The following is a 20,426-nucleotide window of genomic DNA, read 5'->3' as shown; positions in this document are numbered from 1 at the left end:
GACTCATGACCGTGGGCCGCTGTCAACTCACACTCGGGAAAACCGAAAATGTTTCGAGTTGATCAGCGGAGGCCGGAGATGGCTGCTCAGTCCGGTGGTTCGGCGCGTGCCTGGTGGCGGTACGCGCTGGTGGTCGTGGGGGCGGTCGGCGTATCGGTCGTGCTCGCGCTCCTCGTCCGGCCGCATGTCGACGAGGGGCCGTTCACCACGCTCGACCTGCAGGTCTTCCGGGTCAGCGGGGACGCCGTCCGGCATGGCGACAACCCCTACCAGTTCCTCCTGCCGCAAGCTCCGATGAGCCTGGTCTACCCGCCCTTCGGCGGGCTGCTGCTCGCCCCGTTCTCGCTGCTGACCATGGAGGCGCTGCGGATCGTCTGGTTCAGCGGGATCTTCCTCGCGCTGCAGGGCATCGTCTGGCTCGTCAGCGGGTGGGTCGGCCTGCGGACGACGTGGGTCCGGCTGGCGCTCTGCCCGCTCGTGGCGGCTGTGTCGATCTTCCTCGCGCCGGTCTACCAGGAGCTGTGGTCCGGCCAGATCAACGTGTTCCTGGCGCTGCTGATCGTCGCCGACCTGTGCCGGCGCGACGGCGCGCGCGGCCGGGGCCTGCTGGTGGGCATCGCGGCCGGGATCAAGCTCACGCCGGGCCTGTTCATCGTGTACTTCCTGCTGACGAGGCGGTTCAAGGAGGCGTGGACGGCGATCGCGGGGTTCGCGGGGACCGTCGCGCTCGGGTTCGTGGTGATGCCGAGGCCGGCCTGGGCGTACTGGACCGACCACGCGTGGGACACCGACCGGATCTACCCCGACCCGAGCATCCCCATCAACCAGAACCTGCGGGGCGCGCTCGCCCGGCTGCTGCACGACCCGGACGTGCTGGGCCTGTGGTTGGCCATCGCGGTGGCCGTGCTGGTCGCGGGGCTCGCGATCTGCGTCGGACTGCACCGGCGGGGGCTCGAGCGCGAGGGCGCCGTGCTGGTCGGGGTCGTCTCGCTGCTCGTGTCGCCGGTGTCCTGGGTCTACCACTGGGTCTGGCTGGTCCCGGTGGTCATCGTGCTCGCGGCGGCGGCCGTGCGGACCCGCTCGGCCGTATGGGGAACGGCGGCCGTGGTCACGGCCGTCGTGCCGCTGCTGGTCACCTACCCGAACTTCGGGGCGGGCGGCGCGCAGGCCGCGTCCGGGTTCTGGGCCGCGCTCGAGGCCGACGCGCTGGTGCTGGTGGGCGTGCTGGTGCTGGTCGCCGGGGCGGTCGAGGTGCTGCGGCCGCGGCGGACGGCCGTGTCGCCGGAGCCCGTCGCGGCCGCGACGTGACCGGCGGGCCGACCGAACCGTCCGGACTGACTGGGCCGACCGGGCCGGCGCTGTCGATCGTGGTCCCGGCCCGCAACGAGGCGGAGAACCTGCCGCTGCTCGCGGAACGGATCCGGGCGGCGCTGTGCGGGTGGGACTACGAGCTGGTCATCGTGGACGACGGGTCGACCGACGGCACCGCCGAGGTGGCCGCGGCCCTCGGCCACCCGGTGGTGGTGCACCGCCGGGCCGGCCCGGCGGGCAAGGGCTACGCGCTGGTCGACGGGTTCGCGCGCAGCGGCGGCCGGATCGTCTGCATGATCGACGCGGACCTGCAGTACCCGCCGGAGGCGATCCCGGTGATGGCCGAGACCGTCCGGTCGGGCGCGGCGGACCTGGTGGTCGCCAACCGGGTGCGGCACGACACCCGCCGGGTCCGCCGGGCCCTGTCCCGGGTCTCCTACCTGGTGATCCAGGGCCTGCACGGGCTCAACCTGGACGTCCAGTCCGGGCTGAAGGTGATCCACCGGACCGTGCTCGACCACGTGCCGCTGCACCCGACCGGCTGGGCACTGGACCTGGAGCTGCTGCTGCGCGCCCGCGCGGCCGGGTTCGTGCTCGCCGAACACGACATCGCCTTCGGCCGCCGGCAGCGGGGCGAGACCAAGATCCGGCTGGGCGGGGCCAGCTGGCAGGTGCTGCGCAACGCGGTGGAGCTGAAGCTCGTCAGACCTTGTCCAGCGCCTGGGCGACGTCCTCCAGCAGATCGTCGGGGTGCTCGATGCCGCAGCTGAAGCGGATCAGGTCGTCGGCGACGCCGGCCTTCGCGCGGTCCTCCGGGCTCATCCCGGCGTGCGAGGTGAGCGACGGCCGGGTGACCAGCGACTCGATGCCGCCCAGGCTCGGCGCCACCGCGGGCAGCCGCAGCGCCTCCAGCAGCGCGTCGGCCGCCCCGACGCCGCCGGCCAGGCGGAAGCTCAGCATGCCGCCGAAGCCTGAGAGCAGCTCGGCGGCGTGCGCGTGGTCCGGGTGGTCGGCCAGGCCCGGGTAGTTGACCTGCGCGACCTTCTCGTGCCCGGCGAGGAACTCGGCCAGCGCCTCGGCGTTGGCGTTCTGCGCGCGCACCCGGATCGCGAGCGTCTTCATGCCCCTGGCCAGCAGGAACCCGGCGTGCGGGTCGAGGCTGCCGCCGTAGATGTTGAGCTTCTTGCGTACCTGGTCGACCAGTGCCGCCGAGCCCGCGACGCTGCCGGCGACCAGGTCGGAGTGGCCGTTGAGGTACTTGGTGGCGCTGTGGAACACCAGGTCGAAGCCGGCCGCGAGGGGCCGGAAGTTGACCGGGCTCGCGAACGTGTTGTCCACGACGCTGACCAGGCCCTCCGCGCGGGCGAAGGCCACGACCTCACGCAGCGCGCCGACGCGCATCAGCGGGTTGGTGATGGTCTCGACCAGGAACGCCTTCGTGTTCGGCCGCCTGGCCGCGGCCCAGGTGTCCGGCCGGTGCGGGTCGACCATCGTGTAGCTCAGGCCGAGGCCCTCGGCGTGCCCGGTGAGGAAGTTGTGCGTGCCGCCGTAGAGGACGTCGCCGACCAGCAGGTGGTCGCCGGCCCGCAGCAGCGTGTGCAGGATCGTCGTGATCGCGGCCATGCCGGACGCGGTGGCGAGCGCGGCCTCGGCGCCCTCGAGCGCGGCGAGCTTGTCGTGCAGGTAGGCCTGCGACGGGGTCGAGTTCAGCCGGAGGTACTTGATGTCGTGGTAGCTCTCCCCGGGCTCGGACGTGTAGACCGTGCTCTGGTAGATGGGGAACACCATGGAACCGTCCGGCCCGGGCACCCGCTCGCCGCCGTGGACGGCGAGGGTCTCGATCCGCGAGTCGCTGCTGTGCACGTGGGGCCTCCTACGTCGGTCGTGACTCGTTCCCACAGTACGGCGACACCTCGCTGACGAGCACCTGACAGTGCCCCGGCACACGCGGTCGAGGGCCGCTCGACCTTTCCCCGGAATCCCGGCGAATCGACCTAGCCTCGGCGAAGGCGAAGCAGACAACACGCGGGGAACTGGGAAAGGAAACCGTCCCATGGCGACAGAATCCGCCGGCGCGCTCGGCCGCGAGGAACTGATCGAGGCGTACCGGGTCATGCGGACCATTCGCGCCTTCGAGGAGCGGGTCCACTCGGAGTTCACCACCGGCGAGCTGCCTGGCGCGGTGCACCTCTACGCCGGCCAGGAGGCGGTCGCGGCGGGCGTGTGCGGGGCGCTGGCCGAGGGCGACTACATCGCGAGCACCCACCGCGGGCACGGCCACGCCATCGCCAAGGGCTGCGACATCAACGAGATGATGCGCGAGCTCTACGGCAAGGAGGGTGGCTCCTGCAACGGCAAGGGCGGCTCGATGCACATCGCCGACTTCGAGCGCGGCATGCTCGGCGCGAACGGCGTGGCCGCCGGCGGCGCGCCGCTGGCCTGCGGCTCGGCGCTGTCGGCCAAGGTGCTGAACAAGGCCCACGTCTCGGTGGCGTTCGTCGGCGACGGCGCGGCCAACCAGGGCTCGTTCGCCGAGAGCCTCAACCTCGCCACGGTCTGGCAGCTGCCGGTCGTGTTCGTGGTGGAGGACAACGGCTACGCGCAGGCCACCGGCACCCGCTACCACCTGCAGGGGCTGGACGTGGCACGCCGGGCCGAGGCCTACGGCATGCCCGCGACCATTGTGGACGGTACGGACTACTTCGCGGTCCGCGCGGCGACCGAGGCCGCGGTCGAGCGGGCGCGCACCGGCGGCGGCCCCTCGCTCATCGAGTGCAAGGCCGGCCGGTTCTTCGGCCACATGGAGGGCTTCGACACCCAGGGCTACCGGGGTGCGGGCGAGGTCGACAAGCTCCGCGCCGACGCCGACTGCCTGGCCTCGTTCGCCACCGCGGTCGCCGGCACGGTGTCCGCCGACGACCTCGCGGCGGTCGACGTGACGGTCGACGCGGCGGTCGAGGTGGCCGTCGCCGACGCCAAGGCCGCTCCCTCGCCGGAGCTGTCCGAGCTGCTCACCGACGTGTACGTGACCTACTGACCGCGCCCGTTACAGAGACTCGGAGAGACGGAAAATGACCCAGCCGCAACGAGTGCTGTCCTACCTGGAGGCACTGAACGAGGCGCTCGCGCAGGAGATGGCCGCGGACCCGTCGGTGGTCGTGTTCGGCGAGGACAACATCGGCGGGACCGGCTGCGACGGCACGCTCGGCCACGCCTGGGGCCCCACCCGCGGGCTGCACAACCAGTTCCCGGACAAGGTGTTCGACGCGCCGATCACCGAGGCCGCCTTCGTCGGCGCCGCGGTCGGCGCCGCCGCCACGGGCCTGCGCCCGGTGGCCGACCTGCTGTTCATCGACTTCGCCGGCGTCTGCTTCGACCAGATCCTCAACCAGGCCGCCAAGCTGCGCTACATGGTCGGCGGCAAGGCCAGGGTGCCGCTGGTGCTGCGGGCCATGTGGGGCACCGGGATGCGCCGCGGCGCGCAGCACTCCCAGTCGCTGTACTCGCTGTTCGCGCACATCCCCGGGCTCAAGGTCGTCGCGCCGTCCAACCCGGTCGACGCCAAGGGCCTGCTCGCGGCGTCCATCCAGGACGACGACCCGGTGGTCTTCTTCGAGCACAAGATGCTCTACTTCGGCAGCCGCGGGGTCGTGCCCGAGGAGCGGTACACGATCCCGCTGGGCGAGGCGAAGGTCGTCCGCGAGGGCGGCGACGTCACGATCGTCGCGATCGGCCGGATGGTCAACGAGGCGCTGGGGGCCGCCGAGCAGCTGGCCGCCGAGGGCGTCGAGGCCGAGGTCATCGACCCGCGCACGCTCTCGCCGTTCGACTTCGACACCGTGTACGCGAGTGTCGAGAAGACCAGCCGGCTGGTCGTGGTGGACGAGTCGAGCCCGCGCTGCTCGGTCGCCACCGACATCGCCGGCAACGTCGCGGAGAACCGGTTCTCGGCGCTGTCCGCGGCCGTCCGCACGGTCACCGGGCCGCACGCGCCGGTGCCGTTCAGCCCGGTGCTGGAGGACGCCTTCCCGCCCAACGCCGCCAAGATCGTCGACGCGGCGCGGTCCACCCTGCCGGCTTCCCTGTCGAAAGCGTCCTGACCCTTCAGTAAGGAGACGAACCATGTCCGACCACCCGAACATCCAGCTGATGGAGAAGGTGTACGCGTCCTTCGGCAGCGGCGACGTCGAGACCGCGGGCACCTACTGGCACGAGGACTCGGTGCACCACTACCCGGGCCGCAACCCGCTGTCGGGTGAGCACGTGGGTATCAAGGACTCCACCGCGTTCGCGAACAAGATGTGGGAGCTGACCAACGGCAACCTCCACATGGAGGTCGCCGAGATCGGCGCGAGCGACAACCACGCGTTCGCCATCCTGCACACCCGCTACGAGCGCAAGGGCATCGTGCTGGAGATGCCGTTCATCAACGTGGCGCGCATCGTGGACGGCAAGATCAAGGAGTTCTGGACCTACCCCAACGACGTCTACGCCGTCGACGAGTTCTGGAACGCGTGAGCCAATGAAGATCATCGCTGTTGGAGCCAGCGTCACCGGCCTGGCCGCCGCGGCCGCGCTGGCCGACGCCGGCCACGAGGTCGAGCTGGTCGAGCGCGAGGCCGCCGCCCCACCGTCCACACTGGACGAGGCGGCGGGCGGCTGGGCGCGGCCGACGGTGCCGCAGGCCGCCCACTCGCACGCGTTCGGCTCGCGCGGCACGAACCTGCTGCGGGACCGGCTGCCCGACGTCCACGAGGCGCTCGTCGCCGCGGGCGCGGGCAAGGTCAACCTGGCCGACTACCCGCCGCCGATGCTGGGCGACTTCGAGCGCACGGCCTCCGACGCCGAGCTGAACATGCTCACCAGCCGCCGCTCGGTGTTCGAGTGGGTGCTGCGCGAGCGGGCGCTGTCGCGGCCGGGCGTGTCGGTCCGCACCGGCGCGACGGTCCGCGGGCTGCTGGCCGAGAACGGCCAGGTCACCGGCGTGCGCCTCGACGACGGCACCGAGCTCGCCGCCGACCTGGTGCTCGACGCCAGCGGCCGCAAGACCGCCGCCGCCCAGTGGCTCGGTTCCGCGGGGCTGCCGGTGCCCGAGCAGACCAGTGAGAGCTGCCGGATCACCTACTACACCCGCTACTACCGCCGGCTCACCCCCGCGCCGCCCGGCCCGCTCAACCGCGGGTTCGGCGCCGGCGGGCTGTGGGACAGCTACACCGCCGTGCTGTTCCTCGGCGACGGCGACACGTTCTCCATCTCCCTCGGCGTCCTGCCGGACGACAAGGAGATGAAGGCACTGCGCACCGAAGAAGCGTTCACCGCGGCGATCAGGGCCACCCCCCTGCTCGCCGGATGGGTCGCGCCCGGCAACTCCGAGCCGATCTCCCCGGTGTACGCCATGGGCGGGCTGGACAACAGCTCCCGCCTCGCCGACCCCGCCGGCGACCTGCCGGTCGGCTTCTACGGCCTGGGCGACTCGGTGTGCACGACCAACCCGGCCTACGGGCGGGGTGTCTCGCTGGCGCTGGCGCACGTCTTCGAGCTGGTGGATCTGCTCGCCGCGCACCCGAGCGTGGACCGGGCTCAGGCGGCGAGGTTCGCCGGCGCGAGCAAGGCGCTGCTCGCCCCGTGGCTCGGCGAGTCGATCGCGAACGACCGCGGCCGGGCCGGGCTGTGGGAGGCGACCGTCAAGGGTGAGCGGCCGCAGCAGCCGCCGCCCGGCGTGGTCACCTTCGGCACGGTGGTCGCGGCGTCCACGAAGGACGTCGAGATCTGGCGCCGGGTCGCGCAGGTGATGATGTCGCTGGTGTCGCCCGCGGAGCTGTACGCCAACGACGAGATCAAGGAGCGGGTCGGCAAGGCGCTGTCCGGCGGTCCGCCGCCGCAGCTGCCGGGCGCGAGCCGCGCGGACCTCGTCGCCGCTGTGCGGGCGGCGACCGAGGGCCAGCAGGCGGCCTGAGCCCGCCTCATCCCCATCGCCCGTGACGCCACCCACGATCCCCGCGGGTGGCGTCACGGGCGGTCGACTCGCAGAGGAGAAAGCCATGCGGCTGGCCGTGTTCGGCGCGACCGGGGGTACCGGGCGCAGCGTGATCGAGCAGGCGCTCGGGGTCGGTGACAAGGTGACCGCGCTGGCCCGCCGGCCCGAGGCGCTCGGCGGGCTCGGGGAGCGGATCGACGTGGTGGCCGGCGACGTGCTGGACCCCGCCGCGGTCGGCCGGGCGGTGGCGGGCGCGGAGGTCGTGGTCTCGGCGCTGGGCATCGGCATGCACCGGCACGCCACGACCGTCTACTCGCAGGGCACCGCCAACATCGTCGACGCGATGCGCGCCGAGGGCGCCCGGCGGCTCATGATCGTGTCGACGGCGTCGCTGGAGCTCCCGGCGCCGCGGCAGGTGGCCGAGTGGGTCGTCGCGCGGTTCCTGCTGCACCGCATCCTGGCCAAGCCCTACGCGGACATGACGCTGATGGAGGAGCGGGTGCGGTCCTCCGAGGTGGACTGGACGCTGGTCCGCGCGGCCCGGCTCACCAAGGGCGCGGTCACCGGCGTGTACCGGACCGCGCTGGGTGAGAAGCTCCGTGGCGGCTGGTCGATCTCCCGCGCGGACGTGGCGCACTACCTGCTGACCCACGCCGCCGACACCACGACGTTCCGGCGGACGGTCGAGATCGCCTACTGAGCCTACTGAGCCTACTGAGCCTGGGGCGCCTTCTGCGCGGGCGCACCACCGGGTGGGCGGCCGGGCGGGCGGCCGAGCGGGCCGGACAGCTGGCAGCTCACGATCACCCAGCCGCCCTCCTGCCTGGTCAGCACCAGCACCGCGCGGAACTCGCCGTTCGCCGGGTGGCCGTGGTAGCTGCCCTCCTGCTTCTGGACGGCCAGCGCGACCGCGGTGTCGCCGTACTCCCGCACGCCGACGTCCCGCAGCTCGAACGCGGCCGGCACGAGCGCGCCGCTGAGGTAGCGGTCGAGCCACTGGTCCTTGGTGAGCACGAACCCGAGCGGGCCCACGCCGAGGAAGTCGGCGGCGAGCAGCCCCTCGAGGGCGCCGGTGTCGGCCTTCAGTTCCGCGGCGGCGAACTCGTCGAGTACCGCCAGGACATCCTGCTCGCTCATACCGGCCATTCAACCAGGGGAAACGGGCCGGCGGCAGCGTGCTCGATCCGATCGCGAGCGGGCTTTGATCCCAGCCCGCAGGGGATCGCCGACCGATGCTCCCGGGACACCGGCCACCGCAGACTGACCGTGGTTCCAGGTCCCGCGTTGAGGAGGACGAGTAAGACGATGGCAACCTCGAGCGGAGTCGATCGGCAGCCAGACGCACCGGAGCCCATCGCGATCGTGGGGATGGGCTGCCGGTTACCCGGCGACGTCAACTCACCCGAAGCGTTCTGGAACTCCCTGATGGACTCCTTCGACGCGATCGGCGAGGTCCCGGCGCAGCGGTGGGCGCACTACGAGGCCGGGCCGGAGAACGCCGCGGCGGTGCGCAAGCTCACCAAGCTCGGCGGCTTCGTGTCCAATGTGGACGCCTTCGACGCGGCGTTCTTCGGCGTGTCGCCCCGCGAGGCGACGCTGATGGACCCGCAGCAGCGGATGGCGCTGGAGGTGAGCTGGGAGGCGCTGGAGCACGCGGGGATCGTGCCGGGTGACCTCGCCGGCTCCAACGCGGGCGTGTTCATCGGCGTCAACACCGACGACCACGGCCGCAAGCTGCTGGAGGACCTGCCCCGGATCGAGGCGTGGACCGGCATCGGCTCCTCGATGTGCGCGGTGGCCAACCGGGTCTCCTACGTGCTCGACCTGCACGGCCCCAGCATGGTCGTCGACACGGCGTGCTCGTCCTCGCTGGTGGCGCTGCACCTCGCGTGCCAGAGCCTGCGCCTGGGCGAGACCCCGGTCGCGATCGCCGGCGGCGTGATGCTGATGGTCGCGCCCGGCCTCACGATGGTGATGGACACCGCGGGCGCGCTCGCCCCCGACGGCCGGTCCAAGTCCTTCGACGCGTCCGCCAACGGCTACGGCCGCGGCGAGGGCTGCGGGATCGTCGTGCTCAAGCGGCTGTCCGACGCGCGCCGCGACGGCGACCGGGTGCTCGCGGTGGTCCGCGGCAGCGCGGTCAACCAGGACGGCAGGACCAACGGGATCATGGCGCCCAGCGGCGAGGCGCAGACCCAGATGCTGCGGCTGGCCTGCGAGCAGGCCGGGGTCGCGCCCGAGTCGGTGGACTACGTCGAGGCGCACGGCACCGGCACCCGGGCCGGCGACCCGATCGAGGCCGCCGCGATCGCCGCGGTCTACGGCGCCGGCCGGCCCGCCGACCGGCCGTGCCTCATCGGCTCGGTCAAGTCCAACATCGGCCACCTCGAGGCCGCGTCCGGCATCGCCGGGGTGATCAAGGCCGTGCTCGCGATCGAGCACGCGGCCATCCCGCCGAGCCTCAACTTCGACACGCCCAACCCCGACATCCCGTGGCACGACTCGGGGCTGCGCGTGGTCACCGACCTCACCCCGTGGCCCAGCACCGCCGGCCCGCGCCGCGCGGGTGTGTCCGGGTACGGCTACGGCGGCACGATCGCGCACCTCGTGCTGGAGCAGGCGCCCCGGCCCGAGCAGCCGATCACCGCGCTGGACAAGGGCACCGCGCAGCGCGTCTACCCGCTGTCGGGCAACTCGCCCGACGCCGTCCGCGAGTACGCCGCCCGGCTGGCCGACTGGCTCTCCGGCGACGGGCTGCGGGCCGCGGACGCGGAGCTCGCCGACGTCGCCTACACGCTGACCCGCCGGCGCAGCCACCTCACCCACCGCACCGGCATCGTCGCCACCGGGCAGGCCGAGCTGATCGCGCGGCTGCGCCAGGTCGAGGTCGACGAGCCCGGGGACGGGATCACCGCGGGCCAGCCGCTCGAGGGCGCCGCGAAGGGCGCGGTCTGGGTGTTCTCCGGGCACGGCTCGCAGTGGATCGGCATGGGCCGCGAACTGCTCGCCACCGAGCCCGCGTTCGGCCGGGTGCTCGACGAGCTGGAGCCGATCTTCCTCGAGGAGGCCGGGGTCTCGCCGCGCAAGGCGCTGCTCGACGGCGACCTGCGGGACACCGACCGCATCCAGATGATGATCTTCGCGATGCAGGTCGCGCTCGCCGAGGTCTGGTACGAGCGGGGCATCCGGCCGGCCGCGGTGATCGGCCACTCGGTCGGCGAGATCGCGGCCGCGGTGGTGGCCGGCATCCTCGACATCGCCGACGGCGCCAGGCTGATCTGCCGCCGCTCGACGCTGCTGCGCCGGGTCGCCGGCGACGGCGCCATGGCGATGGTCAACCTGCCGTTCGAGGAGGCGCAGCGGCGCCTGGCCGGGCACGAGGGCGTGTGCGCGGCGATCTCCGCGGCGCCGGCCTCGACGGTGGTCGCCGGCGACGCGGCCGTGCTCGACGTGGTGGTCAAGCAGTGGGACGCCGACCCGGAGCTGGTGGTCCAGCGGGTCAACTCCGACGTCGCGTTCCACAGCCACCACATGGACCCGCTGGTGGGCGAGCTGGCCGCGGCCGCGCACGACCTGACCGCGGGGGCACCCTCGCTGCCGGTGTACTCGACGTCGCTGGCGGACCCGCGCGGCGACGCCCCCCGCGACGGCGCCTACTGGGCGGGCAACCTGCGCAACCCGGTCCGCTTCGCCGGCGCGGTGAGCGCCGCGCTCGCCGACGGGTACCGCGCGTTCGTCGAGGTCTCCCCGCACCCGGTGGTGGCGTACTCGATCAACGAGGTGCTCGCCGCGGAGGGCATCGACGACGCGGTCGTCGCGCACACGCTGCGGCGCAACCGGCCCGAGCAGACCACGCTGCTGGACAACCTCGGCACGCTGCACTGCACCGGCGTGCCCGTCGACTGGTCGGCGGCCTTCCCCGGCGGGCGGCTCGTGCCGCTGCCGGTGACCGCGTGGCAGCACCGAGACTACCGGGTCGAGGTGCCCGCGCCGTCGAGTGTCCACACGCGACTGCACGACGAGGAGAGCCACACGCTGCTCGGCTCGCCGCTGACCGTCAACGGCACGTCGTCGGTGCGGCTGTGGCAGACCAGGCTCGACCACTCGAGCCGGCCCTACCCGGGCGACCACCCGGTGCAGGGCACCGAGATCATCCCGGCCGCGGTGCTGCTCAACACGTTCTTCGCGGCGTCCGGCGGGCACGTGCTGACCGACGTCTCGCTGCGCGTGCCGGTGTCCGTGGCCGCCGCCCGCGAGCTGCAGATCGTCCACATGGACGGCACCCTGCGGCTCAGCTCGCGGCTGCCCGACGACGTCTCCGGGGCCGAGCAGGACGCCGGCTGGCTCACCCACACGACCGCGGTCGTCCCGGCGGTGGCCGACCTCGGCGGCGACGTCACGCTGAACCTGGAGGAGCTGCGCAGCCGGTGCACCGAGCGGCTCGACCCCGAGTTCGTGGTCGACCGGCTCGCCTCGATCGGCGTCGCGGCGATGGGCTTCCCCTGGCGCATCAACCGGATCCGGCGCGGCGCGGACGAGCTGTTCGTCCGCGTGGTCGCCGACCCGGCCGGGAACCTGCCGGAGACCTGGGCGTCGATCCTGGACGCCGCGCTGTCGGCCGCGTCGGTCGTGTTCGCCGGGCCGGCCACGCTGCGGATGCCCGCGCACATCCGGCAGGTCAGCATCGGCGGCCGGCCGCCGGCCGAGGCGGTGCTCAGCGTCCGGGTGCAGCGCGGCTCGAGCGACACGGTCGACGTGCGGATCGCCTCGCCGGACGGCACGGTCGTCGCCACGCTGGGCGGGCTGCGCTACGGCGTGCTGGACGGCGACATCGGCGCCCCGGCGAGCCCGCGGCGGCTGGTGCACGAGGTCACCTGGCGGGAGCTGGAGCTGCCGAAGCGGACCCGCGAGCTGGACCAGGTCGTGTTCGTCGGCGACCGCAAGCTCGCCGCCGAGCTGGGCGAGTCCTTCGCCGAGGCCGGTGTGCCGTGGCACGCGGTGGCCGACCCGGCGGAGCTCGACGGCGACCGGCTCACCGCGTCCACCGCGGTCCTCGTCGCCCCCGAGCAGACCGAGGACGCCTGGCCGCAGTCGCTCGACGCGACCTGGCTGCTCACCCGGACCGTGCAGCTGCTGTCCACATGGGACATCCAGCCGGCGGTGTGGTGCCTGACCCGCGGCGTGCGCGAGGCCCGGGAGCTCGGCGGGGTGGGTGACGGCGCGCTGTGGGGTGTCGGCCGGGTCCTCGCCGGCGAGTACCCCGAGCTGTGGGGCGGCATCGTCGACCTCGACGCGGCCGACCCGCTCGGCTCGGTGGGCATGCTGCGCCGGGTGCTCGCCGCGCGGCCCAAGGACGACGTGATCACCTTGCGCCAGGCCGACATCGAGGTCGCCCGGCTCGTCCCGGTGGACGGCACGCCGCACCGGCCGTCGCTGTCCTGCCGGCCGGACGGCACCTACCTGATCACCGGTGGCCTGGGCGTGCTCGGCCTGGAGGTGGCGCACTGGCTGGCCGGCCGGGGTGCCCGCCGGCTCGTGCTCGCCGGGCGCCGGGGCCTGCCGCCGCGGCCGACCTGGGACACGGTCACCGACCCGGCGCTGGCCGCGCAGATCGAGGCGGTCAAGGCCCTCGAGGGCGCGGGCGTCACGGTCCGCACGGTCGCGCTGGACATCGCCGACCGGGCGCAGGCCGCCCACGTGCTGTCCGCGAACGAGCTGGGCCTGCCGCCCATCCGGGGCGTGGTGCACGCGGCCGGCGTGCTGGACAACAGGATGGCCACCGACGTCGACGCGGCGTCGCTCGAGACGGTCATGCGGCCCAAGGTCGCGGGCGCGCTCGTGCTGCACGAGCTGTTCCCGCCGGGGAGCCTGGACTTCCTCGCGCTGTTCTCCTCCGCCGGCCTGCTGCTCGGCCTGCCCGGCCAGACCAGCTACGCCGCCGGCAACGCGGTGCTCGACGCGCTCGCCACGCACCGGCGCTCGGGTGGGCGCACCGACACGATCAGCTTCGGCTGGACGTCCTGGCGCGCGCTCGGCATGTCGACCTCGTCGGCGGCGATCGACGCGGAGCTCTCCTCCCGCGGCACGGCGGACATCACCGCGGCGGAGGCGTTCCGGTCCTGGGAGTACGCCGCGCGCCACGACGTCGCGCACGTCGCGGTGCTGCGGACCATCCCGCTGCTGCCCGGCATGAAGCGGCCCGCCCTGCTCGGCGAGCTGACCAGCGAGGAGCCGTCGGGACCCGCCGCCAGCAGCGCGGCGCCGTGGGCGGAGCTGCGGGACGGCGAGCTGCGGGACTACCTCGTGGCCGAGGTGTCCAGCGAGGTGGCGAGCGAGATCAAGCTCGCGGTCGACGAGCTGGACGTCCGCCGGCCGCTCATCGAGATGGGCCTCGACTCGGTGATGACCCAGATCATCCGCAACCGCCTGGAGCGGCGGTTCCGGGTGAGCCTGCCGGCCACGCTGCTGTGGAACCGGCCCACGGTCCAGGCCATCAGCGACTTCCTCGCCGAGCTGCTCGCGCCCGACCGCGGGGCCGGCACCGGGGAGGACGAGCCGGAGACGCCACTGCCGCCCGCGGTCGCGGCGTGACGGGAGGAAACATGAAGCGCGACGGTGTGACGCCGTGGCCGGCCGACGTGGCCGACCGGTACGTGGAGCAGGGCTACTGGCGGGGTCAGCCGCTCGGCCACTGGATGTGGACCTGGGCCGACCGGGACGGCGACCGGGTGGCGATCGTCGACGGCGACACGGTGCTCACCTACCGCCGGCTCGCCGAGTACGCCGACGCGCTGGCCGACCACCTGCTCGACCTGGGCCTGCACGACGGTGACAACATCCTCGTGCAGCTGCCGAACAGCTGGGAGTTCGTCGCGCTCTTCCTGGCCTGCCAGCGGATCGGGGTGGCCCCGGTGCTCGCGCTGCTGGCGCACCGCGAGCACGAGCTGCGCTACCTGGCCGAGCTGGCCGAGGTCAAGGCGATCGTGGTGCCCGACCGGTGGCAGAAGTTCGACCACCAGCGGATGGCGGTCGACCTCGCCGCGTCGCTCACGAGCCCGTGCGAGGTCATCGTGCTCGGCGACCGGGTCGACGCGTCTACTGTGGACCTGCGGTCGCTGCTGGAGCGCTGGCAGGAGCCGGCCCGGCTGCGGTCCCGGCTCGACGCGAGCGCGCCGGACCCCGGCGAGGTGGCGTTGTTCCTGCTCTCCGGCGGCACCACCGGCACGCCGAAGATCATCGCCAGGACGCACGACGACTACGAGTACAACGCGCGGCAAAGCGGTGCGGTGTGCGGGTTCGGCCCGGACACGGTGTACCTCGTGACGCTGCCGATGGGGCACAACTTCCCGCTCGGCTCGCCGGGCATCCTCGCCACGCTCATCCACGGCGGCCGGGTCGTGATGCTGCGCTCGCCCAAGCCGGAGGTCGCGTTCCCGCTGATCGAGCGGGAGCGGGCCACGGTCACCTCGCTGGTGCCGGCCATCGCGCAGCGCTGGGTCGAGGCGGCCACGGGCGGCGAGTACGACCTGTCGAGCCTGCGGCTGGTGCAGGTCGGCGGCTCGGTGCTGGACCCCGCGTTCGCCGCGCGGATCGGCCCGGCGCTGGGCGCGACACTGCAGCAGGTCTACGGGATGGCCGAGGGCCTGCTGAACTACACCCGGCCGGACGACCCGGCGTCGGCGATCAACCGGACCCAGGGCCGGCCGATCAGCGACGCCGACGAGATCCTGCTGGTCGACGAGGCCGGCAACCCGGTGCCCGACGGCGGGACCGGTGAGCTGCTGACCCGCGGCCCGTACACGCCGCGCGGCTACTTCCGGGCGCCGGAGCACAACGCGCGCGCGTTCACCCCGGACGGCTGGTACCGCAGCGGTGACCTCGTGCGGTGGGACGACAGCGGCAACCTGGTGGTGGAGGGACGGGTGAAGGACCTGATCAACCGGGGTGGGGAGAAGATCTCCGCGCCGGAGGTCGAGGCGGTGGTCGACACGCTGCCCGCGGTCCGCCGCTCGACCGCGATCGCCCTGCCCGACCCGCAGTACGGCGAGCTGGTCTGCGTCTGCGTGGTCCTCCACAGTGGACAGGCGCTGACCCTGGACCAGGTGCGCGAGCCGTTCGCGGCGCAGGGGGTGGCCAAGTTCAAGCATCCCGAGCGGCTGGAGATCGTGGCGGACTTCCCGCTCACCGCGGTGGGCAAGGTGGACAAGAAGGCCCTGCGCGCGGCGATCATGAACCGGGACGCGGCGCCGACCCAGGCGGCGTGACTCGCTGAGAGCCACCTCAGCATGGATAGGGTACCTATCTACTTGTAGATAGTAGGACTATCCATGTTGGGGGTGGGGCATGACGGGTCACGTGCGGCAGGCGGTGGGGTGGCACCGGCCGCTCATGGTGTTCGCGGGCCTGATGGTGGTCACGGGACTCGTGGCCGGCGGGGGGCTGCTCGTCGACGACCGGGTGCTGGGCGGCGAGGCGATCTGGCTCAAGCCGCTGAAGTTCTCGGTCTCGCTGGGCGTCTACGCGCTCACCTGGGCGTGGCTGCTGTCCCTGCGGCCGCAGCGGCCGTGGATGTGGTGGGCCAGCACGGCCATCGCGGGGCTCGCCGGGGTCGAGATGGTGATCATCGTGGGCCAGGTGCTGCGCGGGCGGGCGAGCCACTTCAACATCGCGAGCCCGCTCGACAGCACGCTGTTCACGATCATGGGCGTCGCGATCACCGCGCTGTGGGTGCTGAACATGGCGCAGGGCGCGGTGCTGCTGCGGGAGCGGCTGCCGGACCGCGCCGTCGAGTGGGCGGTGCGGCTCGGCATCGTCATCGGGTCGGTGGGGATCGGGCTCGCGTTCCTCATGGTGGGGCCGGGGCCCGACAACCTGCCCGACCGGGTCGGGGCACACAGCGTCGGCGTCCCCGACGGCGGGCCGGGCATGCCGGTCACCGGGTGGAGCACGGTCGGCGGTGACCTGCGCATCCCGCACTTCGTCGGCATCCATGCCATGCAAGCGCTCCCGCTGCTCGCGCTGGCGCTGTCCGCGGCCGCCCGCCGGCTCCCGCGGCTGGCCGAGGAGGGCGTGCGGGTGCGGCTGGTGTGGCTCGCGGGCGGTCTCTACGCCGGGACCGTCGCCGTGGTGACCTGGCAGGCGCTGCGTGGCCAGCCGCTCCTCCGTCCCGACGCGTGGACGCTCGGCGCGCTCGGCCTGCTGGTGGTGGCGGCCGTGGCCGGCGCCGCGCGCGCACTGTCCACATCGGAGCGCCGAGAGCCGGTGCTGGCCGCATGAGTACCCTGTTCGACCTCGCGTTCCTCCTCGCCGCGCCGTTCTGGGCGCTGATGATCCTGCTGCCCACCTGGCGCTGGACCAGGCGGGTCGTGGCCTCCCCGTGGATCGTGGCGCCGGTGCTCGTGGTGTGGGCCGTCGCGGCCGTGCCGCTGTTCGGGCCACTGTGGACGGTGGTGGCCGGGCCGAGCCTCGACGGGCTGCGGGCGCTCGTCGCCGAGCCCGGCGCGGTCACCCTGCTCTGGGCGCAGATCATCGCGTGGGACCTGTTCATCGGCCGGTGGATGTACCTCGACGGCCGCGAGCGCGGGGTACCCCCGCTGGTCATGAGCCCGCTGCTGGTGCTCACGATCGTGCTCTCGCCGATCGGGCTCCCGCTCCACCTCGTGCTCCGCCGGTTCACCCGAGGCCGGTCCCGCACGTGACCGGCCCCAGGCGTCGAACTCGGTCCGCCACGCCGGCCTGACTACTCTGCGGGCATGGGAGACGGATCCGCCGAGCACGTACGCGTGGCCCGCGAGCTGGAGGCCGAGCTCGACGACCACCCCGAGGAGCGTGGCGAGATCCTCGTCGAGGCCGCGCACGCCTGGCACCGGGCGGGCGACCACGACCGCGCCGTCGAGCTGCTCGACCAGGCCGTCGCGCTGGGCGGTGACGACGGCGGGTACGCCAGGGTGACGCTGGCCGAGGTGCTCCTCGACCTCGACCGCGACGCCGAGGCCACCGCCCAGTTCGACGCGATGCTGGCCGACGCGACCCCGGGTCCGGGGCCGTACTACCTCGCCGGCGAGCTCATGGCCGAGCGGGCGGACTTCGAGCAGGCGCTGGTCTGGTTCACCGAGGCGGCCGGCCGGCTCACCGAGGAGGACATCGCCGGCATGGCGAACGGGTCGGAGACCTTCGCCCCGGCCTACGACATCCTCGCCGGCCGGCTGCGGGCCCGCCAGGAGCTCGACCTGCCGCTCGACGAGCTGGACGAGTCGGTGCTCGCGCTCGACTCCGACTTCGACCGCTTCGGCGAGCTCGACGCGCGCCTCGCCGAGGGCGCGCCACCGGCGGAGGTGCGGGTGCTGTTCTGGCCCCGCGCGGAGGTCGAGCCTGCCCACGAGCGCTGGCCGGAGCTCGTCGAGAGCGCGGACGTGGCGGCGGTCCTGCTCGACCGCGAGGTCGACAACCGGGAGATGTCCGAGGCCGGCGTCGCCCGGATCACCATGGTGCCGCTGACCACCGCGAAGCTCACCGAGTTCGCGGCCCGCACCGGCGGCGACCCGCTGTCGGACGTCACCCGCCGCGCGTGCCTGGACGAGATCGTCGACGAGGGCGGCCTGATCGAGTGGCCGCCGGGGCGCAACGAGCCGTGCTGGTGCGGCTCCGGTACGAAGTACAAGAAGTGCTGCGGGACACCAGGTCCCCTGCCGGAGTGACGCGGGGCCGCGGCCTCCCCCGGACCAGCCACGTGCGGACAGCTCCGCGGCGGGACGACCCGGCCGGCCGTCTTTCCTAGGTTCTGGGCCATGATGCGCAGAATCATTCGCCCCGCCGTGGTGCTGGCCGCCGTGGCGGGGGTGCTCGCCGGCTCGGTGCTGGCCATCGCGGAGTCCCGGCCACCCGGGCGGCACGCTCCGGCGCCGAAGGACGGCCGGCAAGCGGTCCTGGCCGCCTTCGACGAGTACCGGGTCGTCGGGCTCATGAGCCCGGTCGTCGGCAGCTTCGCCTTCGACCTCGTCGCCGACCGGGGCTTCCCGGACAAGGTCGACGACATCGTCGTGGAGTGCGGCAACGCGCTCTACCAGCCGGTCCTGGACCGGTACATCGCGGGCGAGGACGTGCCGCTCGCCGAGGTGCGCCACGTCTGGCGCGACACCACGCAGCCGAGCTGCGGGTACTCCTCGTTCTACGAGACGCTCCTCGCCCTGGTGCGCCGGGTCAACGAGACGCTGCCACCGGCGAAGAAGCTGCGCGTGCTGGCCGCCGACCCGCCCGTCGACTGGGCCACGGTGCGCGACCCGCGGGACCTCGAGCCGTTCAGGGCGCGGGATCCCCACATCGCGTCGGTGGTGCGCACCGAGGTGCTCGCGAAGAACCGCAAGGCGCTCCTGCTCTTCGGGCTGCGGCACCTCATGCACGGCGACGGCGACAACGCCGTCGCGCTCTACGAGAAGGACTATCCGGGCGCGACCTACGTCGTGGCCTACCACCGGCGGTTCGAGAAGGACAACGAGGCGCTCGAAGCGCGGCTGGCCTCGTGGCCGGTCCCGTCGCTGCTCCCGATCAAGGGGACCTGGCTCGGTGACCTCGACGCCACGTCCTTCCCGCTGGACTCCTACCAGCCCGCGCCCGGCGAACGCGGCTATCCGGGCGTCGACGCCTACCTCTACCTCGGGCGCCGCGACGTCCTGCTGCGCGAGCACCTGTCGGCGCGGACCGTCCTGGACGAGGACTACCTGGCGGAGCTGAACCGGCGGGCGGACCTCAAGGGCATGCCGGCGGACGGGCCGATGCGTCCGGCGGCGGTTCTCCGGCGCGAGGCCGAGGCGGGTGTGCTCCTCTACGACCCCGGCCGGCCCCGGTGACGAACGCGGAGGTCACCCTCCATATGGGACGGTGACCTCCGCGCCGGAGCTACTTGCCGACGAGCGTGCGCAGCTCCTTCAGCTGCTCCAGGTCCGCCCCGCAGGGTGCGAGGATCACCTCGGAGCAGCCGATCTCGGTGAGCGCGTCGACGGTGGCGCGCAGCTTCGCCTCGCCGACCGCCGCGTTGCGCAGCACCAGCTGTGCATACGGCGGCGCGAAGCCGTAGTAGTCGCTGAGGTACTGGTCGGCCAGCTCCTCGGCCCGCGAGCCCAGCGCGTAGTACGTGAGCGACACGATCTTCGGCTCCCCGGTGCGGCCGGCGGCCTGCCAGGCCGCGCGGAAGGCCGCGACGCCGTGCTTGAACATCTCGACACCGCCACCGCCGGAGATCCACCCGTCGGCCAGCCGGGCCGCCCGGTTGATCGCGGCCGGCGAGTGGCCTCCCATCAGGATCGGCGGCGCCGCGGGCAGCGCCGGCCCGATCCCGCCGGCGAACCCGCGCCGCTCGCCCGCCCAGATCGCGCGGGCCTCGGTGATCTGGGCCTCGATCCGCTTGCCCCGCCCCGGCATCTCCACCTTGCTGGCGCGGAAGTCGTCGGGCCGGGACCCGGCGGCGACGCCGAGCACCAGCCGGCCGCCGGAGAGCCGGTCGATCGTGGCCGCCTGCTTGGCGAACAGCGCGGTGTTCGAGTACAGCGGCGAGATCAGGATCGACGTCAGCAGCCGGGCCCGCTCGGTCACCGCGGCCGCGGCGGCGAGCGTGGTGAGGCTGTCGTAGTTGTCGTAGACCAGGCGGTCGAGCGTCGCCAGGCTCGAGAAGCCCGCGCGGTCGGCCTCGCGCGCCCACTCCAGCACCGTCTCGCCCGCCACCGCGCGGATCACGCTCGGCAGACCGACCCCGATGTCCATCAGGCGGCCGCTTCGTGACCCGGCGCGCGCCGGTTGAGCACGTTCTCCATGCCCGCCTTCTGGAAGAACGCCCGCGCACCCTGCGGCGTGACCATGTCGCGCGGCTCGGCCAGGTGCTCCTCGAGCTGCCGCTCGAACTCCTTGACCTCGGGCTGGCGGCTCATGTGCGCGGCCACGATCGGCAGCGGCCCCTCGACCTCGATCACCCGGATCGCGAGCTCGGTGCCGACGAACGTCATGGTGGCCAGCAGCTGCCCGACGACCTCGCCGTCCGGGCCGGTGATCTCGAACTGGGGCCGGCCGCTGTTGCGGAACAGCTCCTTGACCGCCTCCTCGCTACCCGCCTTGATCGGGTACTGCAGCGCGTGCCAGGTGGACATCC

At 73.2% G+C, this 20,426-nt stretch carries 17 protein-coding genes; 13 read left to right on the top strand and 4 right to left on the bottom strand.

Annotated elements, in window-relative coordinates; all coding sequences use genetic code 11:
• Positions 1–78: 78 nt before the first annotated feature.
• Complete coding sequence (locus tag VGD70_RS33540; RefSeq protein ID WP_331088573.1) at positions 79–1,308, top strand: glycosyltransferase 87 family protein; 1,230 nt, start codon at positions 79–81, stop codon at positions 1,306–1,308.
• The gene (locus VGD70_RS33535) at positions 1,305–2,081 is read left to right on the top strand and encodes a glycosyltransferase (protein ID WP_331088571.1); all 777 of its coding nucleotides are present in this window, start codon (positions 1,305–1,307) and stop codon (positions 2,079–2,081) included. The genes VGD70_RS33540 and VGD70_RS33535 overlap by 4 nt, the downstream gene beginning before the upstream one ends.
• Here the strand turns inward: VGD70_RS33535 and VGD70_RS33530 are convergent.
• On the bottom strand, positions 2,014–3,174 hold the full coding sequence (locus tag VGD70_RS33530) for a PLP-dependent aspartate aminotransferase family protein (protein ID WP_331088569.1): 1,161 nt from the start codon (positions 3,172–3,174) through the stop codon (positions 2,014–2,016). The two genes, VGD70_RS33535 and VGD70_RS33530, sit on opposite strands and share 68 nt — an antisense overlap.
• 190 nt (positions 3,175–3,364) lie before the next feature.
• Between VGD70_RS33530 and VGD70_RS33525 the strand changes: the two genes are divergently transcribed.
• The 5 genes from VGD70_RS33525 to VGD70_RS33505 all read left to right on the top strand — a co-directional run bounded on the left by VGD70_RS33525 (position 3,365) and on the right by VGD70_RS33505 (position 7,988).
• A complete protein-coding gene (locus tag VGD70_RS33525; protein WP_331088567.1) occupies positions 3,365–4,348 on the top strand; it encodes a thiamine pyrophosphate-dependent dehydrogenase E1 component subunit alpha in 984 nt (327 codons plus the stop codon).
• Between the two features lie 34 nt (positions 4,349–4,382).
• Positions 4,383–5,411 (top strand): alpha-ketoacid dehydrogenase subunit beta, encoded by a 1,029-nt coding sequence (locus tag VGD70_RS33520; protein ID WP_331088565.1) that lies wholly within the window; start codon positions 4,383–4,385, stop codon positions 5,409–5,411.
• Positions 5,412–5,433: 22 nt separating this feature from the next.
• Positions 5,434–5,829 carry a nuclear transport factor 2 family protein gene (locus VGD70_RS33515; RefSeq protein WP_331088563.1) on the top strand — a complete coding sequence of 132 codons (396 nt, stop codon included), beginning with the start codon at positions 5,434–5,436 and terminating at the stop codon, positions 5,827–5,829.
• Positions 5,830–5,833: 4 nt separating this feature from the next.
• The gene (locus tag VGD70_RS33510; protein ID WP_331088561.1) at positions 5,834–7,267 is read left to right on the top strand and encodes a tryptophan 7-halogenase; all 1,434 of its coding nucleotides are present in this window, start codon (positions 5,834–5,836) and stop codon (positions 7,265–7,267) included.
• Positions 7,268–7,352: 85 nt separating this feature from the next.
• Positions 7,353–7,988, top strand: a complete 636-nt coding sequence (locus VGD70_RS33505) for an NAD(P)-dependent oxidoreductase (RefSeq protein ID WP_331088559.1) — start codon at positions 7,353–7,355, stop codon at positions 7,986–7,988.
• Positions 7,989–7,999: 11 nt separating this feature from the next.
• Here VGD70_RS33505 and VGD70_RS33500 read toward each other — a convergent pair whose 3' ends face one another.
• The gene (locus VGD70_RS33500; protein WP_331088557.1) at positions 8,000–8,425 is read right to left on the bottom strand and encodes a nuclear transport factor 2 family protein; all 426 of its coding nucleotides are present in this window, start codon (positions 8,423–8,425) and stop codon (positions 8,000–8,002) included.
• 168 nt (positions 8,426–8,593) lie between these two features.
• Between VGD70_RS33500 and VGD70_RS33495 the strand changes: the two genes are divergently transcribed.
• From VGD70_RS33495 to VGD70_RS33470, 6 genes are all read left to right on the top strand, one after another.
• The gene (locus VGD70_RS33495; RefSeq protein WP_331088555.1) at positions 8,594–13,879 is read left to right on the top strand and encodes a type I polyketide synthase; all 5,286 of its coding nucleotides are present in this window, start codon (positions 8,594–8,596) and stop codon (positions 13,877–13,879) included.
• A gap of 11 nt (positions 13,880–13,890) precedes the next feature.
• Complete coding sequence (locus VGD70_RS33490) at positions 13,891–15,552, top strand: (2,3-dihydroxybenzoyl)adenylate synthase (RefSeq protein WP_331088553.1); 1,662 nt, start codon at positions 13,891–13,893, stop codon at positions 15,550–15,552.
• Between the two features lie 79 nt (positions 15,553–15,631).
• The gene (locus tag VGD70_RS33485) at positions 15,632–16,564 is read left to right on the top strand and encodes a hypothetical protein (protein WP_331088551.1); all 933 of its coding nucleotides are present in this window, start codon (positions 15,632–15,634) and stop codon (positions 16,562–16,564) included.
• Positions 16,561–16,986 (top strand): ABA4-like family protein, encoded by a 426-nt coding sequence (locus VGD70_RS33480; protein ID WP_331088550.1) that lies wholly within the window; start codon positions 16,561–16,563, stop codon positions 16,984–16,986. Before VGD70_RS33485 ends, VGD70_RS33480 begins: the two co-directional genes overlap by 4 nt.
• A gap of 54 nt (positions 16,987–17,040) precedes the next feature.
• On the top strand, positions 17,041–17,985 hold the full coding sequence (locus VGD70_RS33475; RefSeq protein ID WP_331088548.1) for an SEC-C domain-containing protein: 945 nt from the start codon (positions 17,041–17,043) through the stop codon (positions 17,983–17,985).
• A gap of 90 nt (positions 17,986–18,075) precedes the next feature.
• Positions 18,076–19,134: a hypothetical protein gene (locus VGD70_RS33470; RefSeq protein ID WP_331088546.1), complete on the top strand. Its 1,059-nt coding sequence runs from the start codon at positions 18,076–18,078 to the stop codon at positions 19,132–19,134.
• 49 nt (positions 19,135–19,183) lie between these two features.
• Here the strand turns inward: VGD70_RS33470 and VGD70_RS33465 are convergent, their stop codons facing one another.
• Both VGD70_RS33465 and VGD70_RS33460 read right to left on the bottom strand, forming a co-directional pair.
• Entirely contained in the window at positions 19,184–20,044 is an 861-nt protein-coding gene (locus tag VGD70_RS33465; RefSeq protein WP_331088544.1) for an LLM class flavin-dependent oxidoreductase, read from the bottom strand.
• A complete protein-coding gene (locus VGD70_RS33460; protein ID WP_331088542.1) occupies positions 20,044–20,424 on the bottom strand; it encodes a SchA/CurD-like domain-containing protein in 381 nt (126 codons plus the stop codon). The genes VGD70_RS33465 and VGD70_RS33460 overlap by 1 nt, the downstream gene beginning before the upstream one ends.
• Positions 20,425–20,426: the final 2 nt, after the last annotated feature.

Source organism: Actinophytocola sp. (assembly GCF_036402745.1).
Taxonomy (GTDB): Bacteria; Actinomycetota; Actinomycetes; order Mycobacteriales; family Pseudonocardiaceae; genus Actinophytocola.
The sequence above is the reverse complement of the archived record's forward strand: the minus strand, read 5'-3'. Positions and strand labels throughout refer to the sequence as shown.

What these genes read in the sequence shown, in the direction of transcription:
- VGD70_RS33510 (WP_331088561.1), top strand. Translation starts at nt 5,834, where the DNA reads ATGAAGATCATCGCTGTTGGAGCCAGCGTCACCGGCCTGGCCGCCGCG.
- VGD70_RS33515 (WP_331088563.1), top strand. Translation starts at nt 5,434, where the DNA reads ATGTCCGACCACCCGAACATCCAGCTGATGGAGAAGGTGTACGCGTCC.
- VGD70_RS33480 (WP_331088550.1), top strand. Translation starts at nt 16,561, where the DNA reads ATGAGTACCCTGTTCGACCTCGCGTTCCTCCTCGCCGCGCCGTTCTGG.
- VGD70_RS33465 (WP_331088544.1), bottom strand. Translation starts at nt 20,044, where the DNA reads ATGGACATCGGGGTCGGTCTGCCGAGCGTGATCCGCGCGGTGGCGGGC.
- VGD70_RS33540 (WP_331088573.1), top strand. Translation starts at nt 79, where the DNA reads ATGGCTGCTCAGTCCGGTGGTTCGGCGCGTGCCTGGTGGCGGTACGCG.
- VGD70_RS33460 (WP_331088542.1), bottom strand. Translation starts at nt 20,424, where the DNA reads ATGTCCACCTGGCACGCGCTGCAGTACCCGATCAAGGCGGGTAGCGAG.
- VGD70_RS33470 (WP_331088546.1), top strand. Translation starts at nt 18,076, where the DNA reads ATGATGCGCAGAATCATTCGCCCCGCCGTGGTGCTGGCCGCCGTGGCG.
- VGD70_RS33505 (WP_331088559.1), top strand. Translation starts at nt 7,353, where the DNA reads ATGCGGCTGGCCGTGTTCGGCGCGACCGGGGGTACCGGGCGCAGCGTG.
- VGD70_RS33525 (WP_331088567.1), top strand. Translation starts at nt 3,365, where the DNA reads ATGGCGACAGAATCCGCCGGCGCGCTCGGCCGCGAGGAACTGATCGAG.
- VGD70_RS33490 (WP_331088553.1), top strand. Translation starts at nt 13,891, where the DNA reads ATGAAGCGCGACGGTGTGACGCCGTGGCCGGCCGACGTGGCCGACCGG.
- VGD70_RS33475 (WP_331088548.1), top strand. Translation starts at nt 17,041, where the DNA reads ATGGGAGACGGATCCGCCGAGCACGTACGCGTGGCCCGCGAGCTGGAG.
- VGD70_RS33485 (WP_331088551.1), top strand. Translation starts at nt 15,632, where the DNA reads ATGACGGGTCACGTGCGGCAGGCGGTGGGGTGGCACCGGCCGCTCATG.
- VGD70_RS33495 (WP_331088555.1), top strand. Translation starts at nt 8,594, where the DNA reads ATGGCAACCTCGAGCGGAGTCGATCGGCAGCCAGACGCACCGGAGCCC.
- VGD70_RS33520 (WP_331088565.1), top strand. Translation starts at nt 4,383, where the DNA reads ATGACCCAGCCGCAACGAGTGCTGTCCTACCTGGAGGCACTGAACGAG.
- VGD70_RS33500 (WP_331088557.1), bottom strand. Translation starts at nt 8,425, where the DNA reads ATGAGCGAGCAGGATGTCCTGGCGGTACTCGACGAGTTCGCCGCCGCG.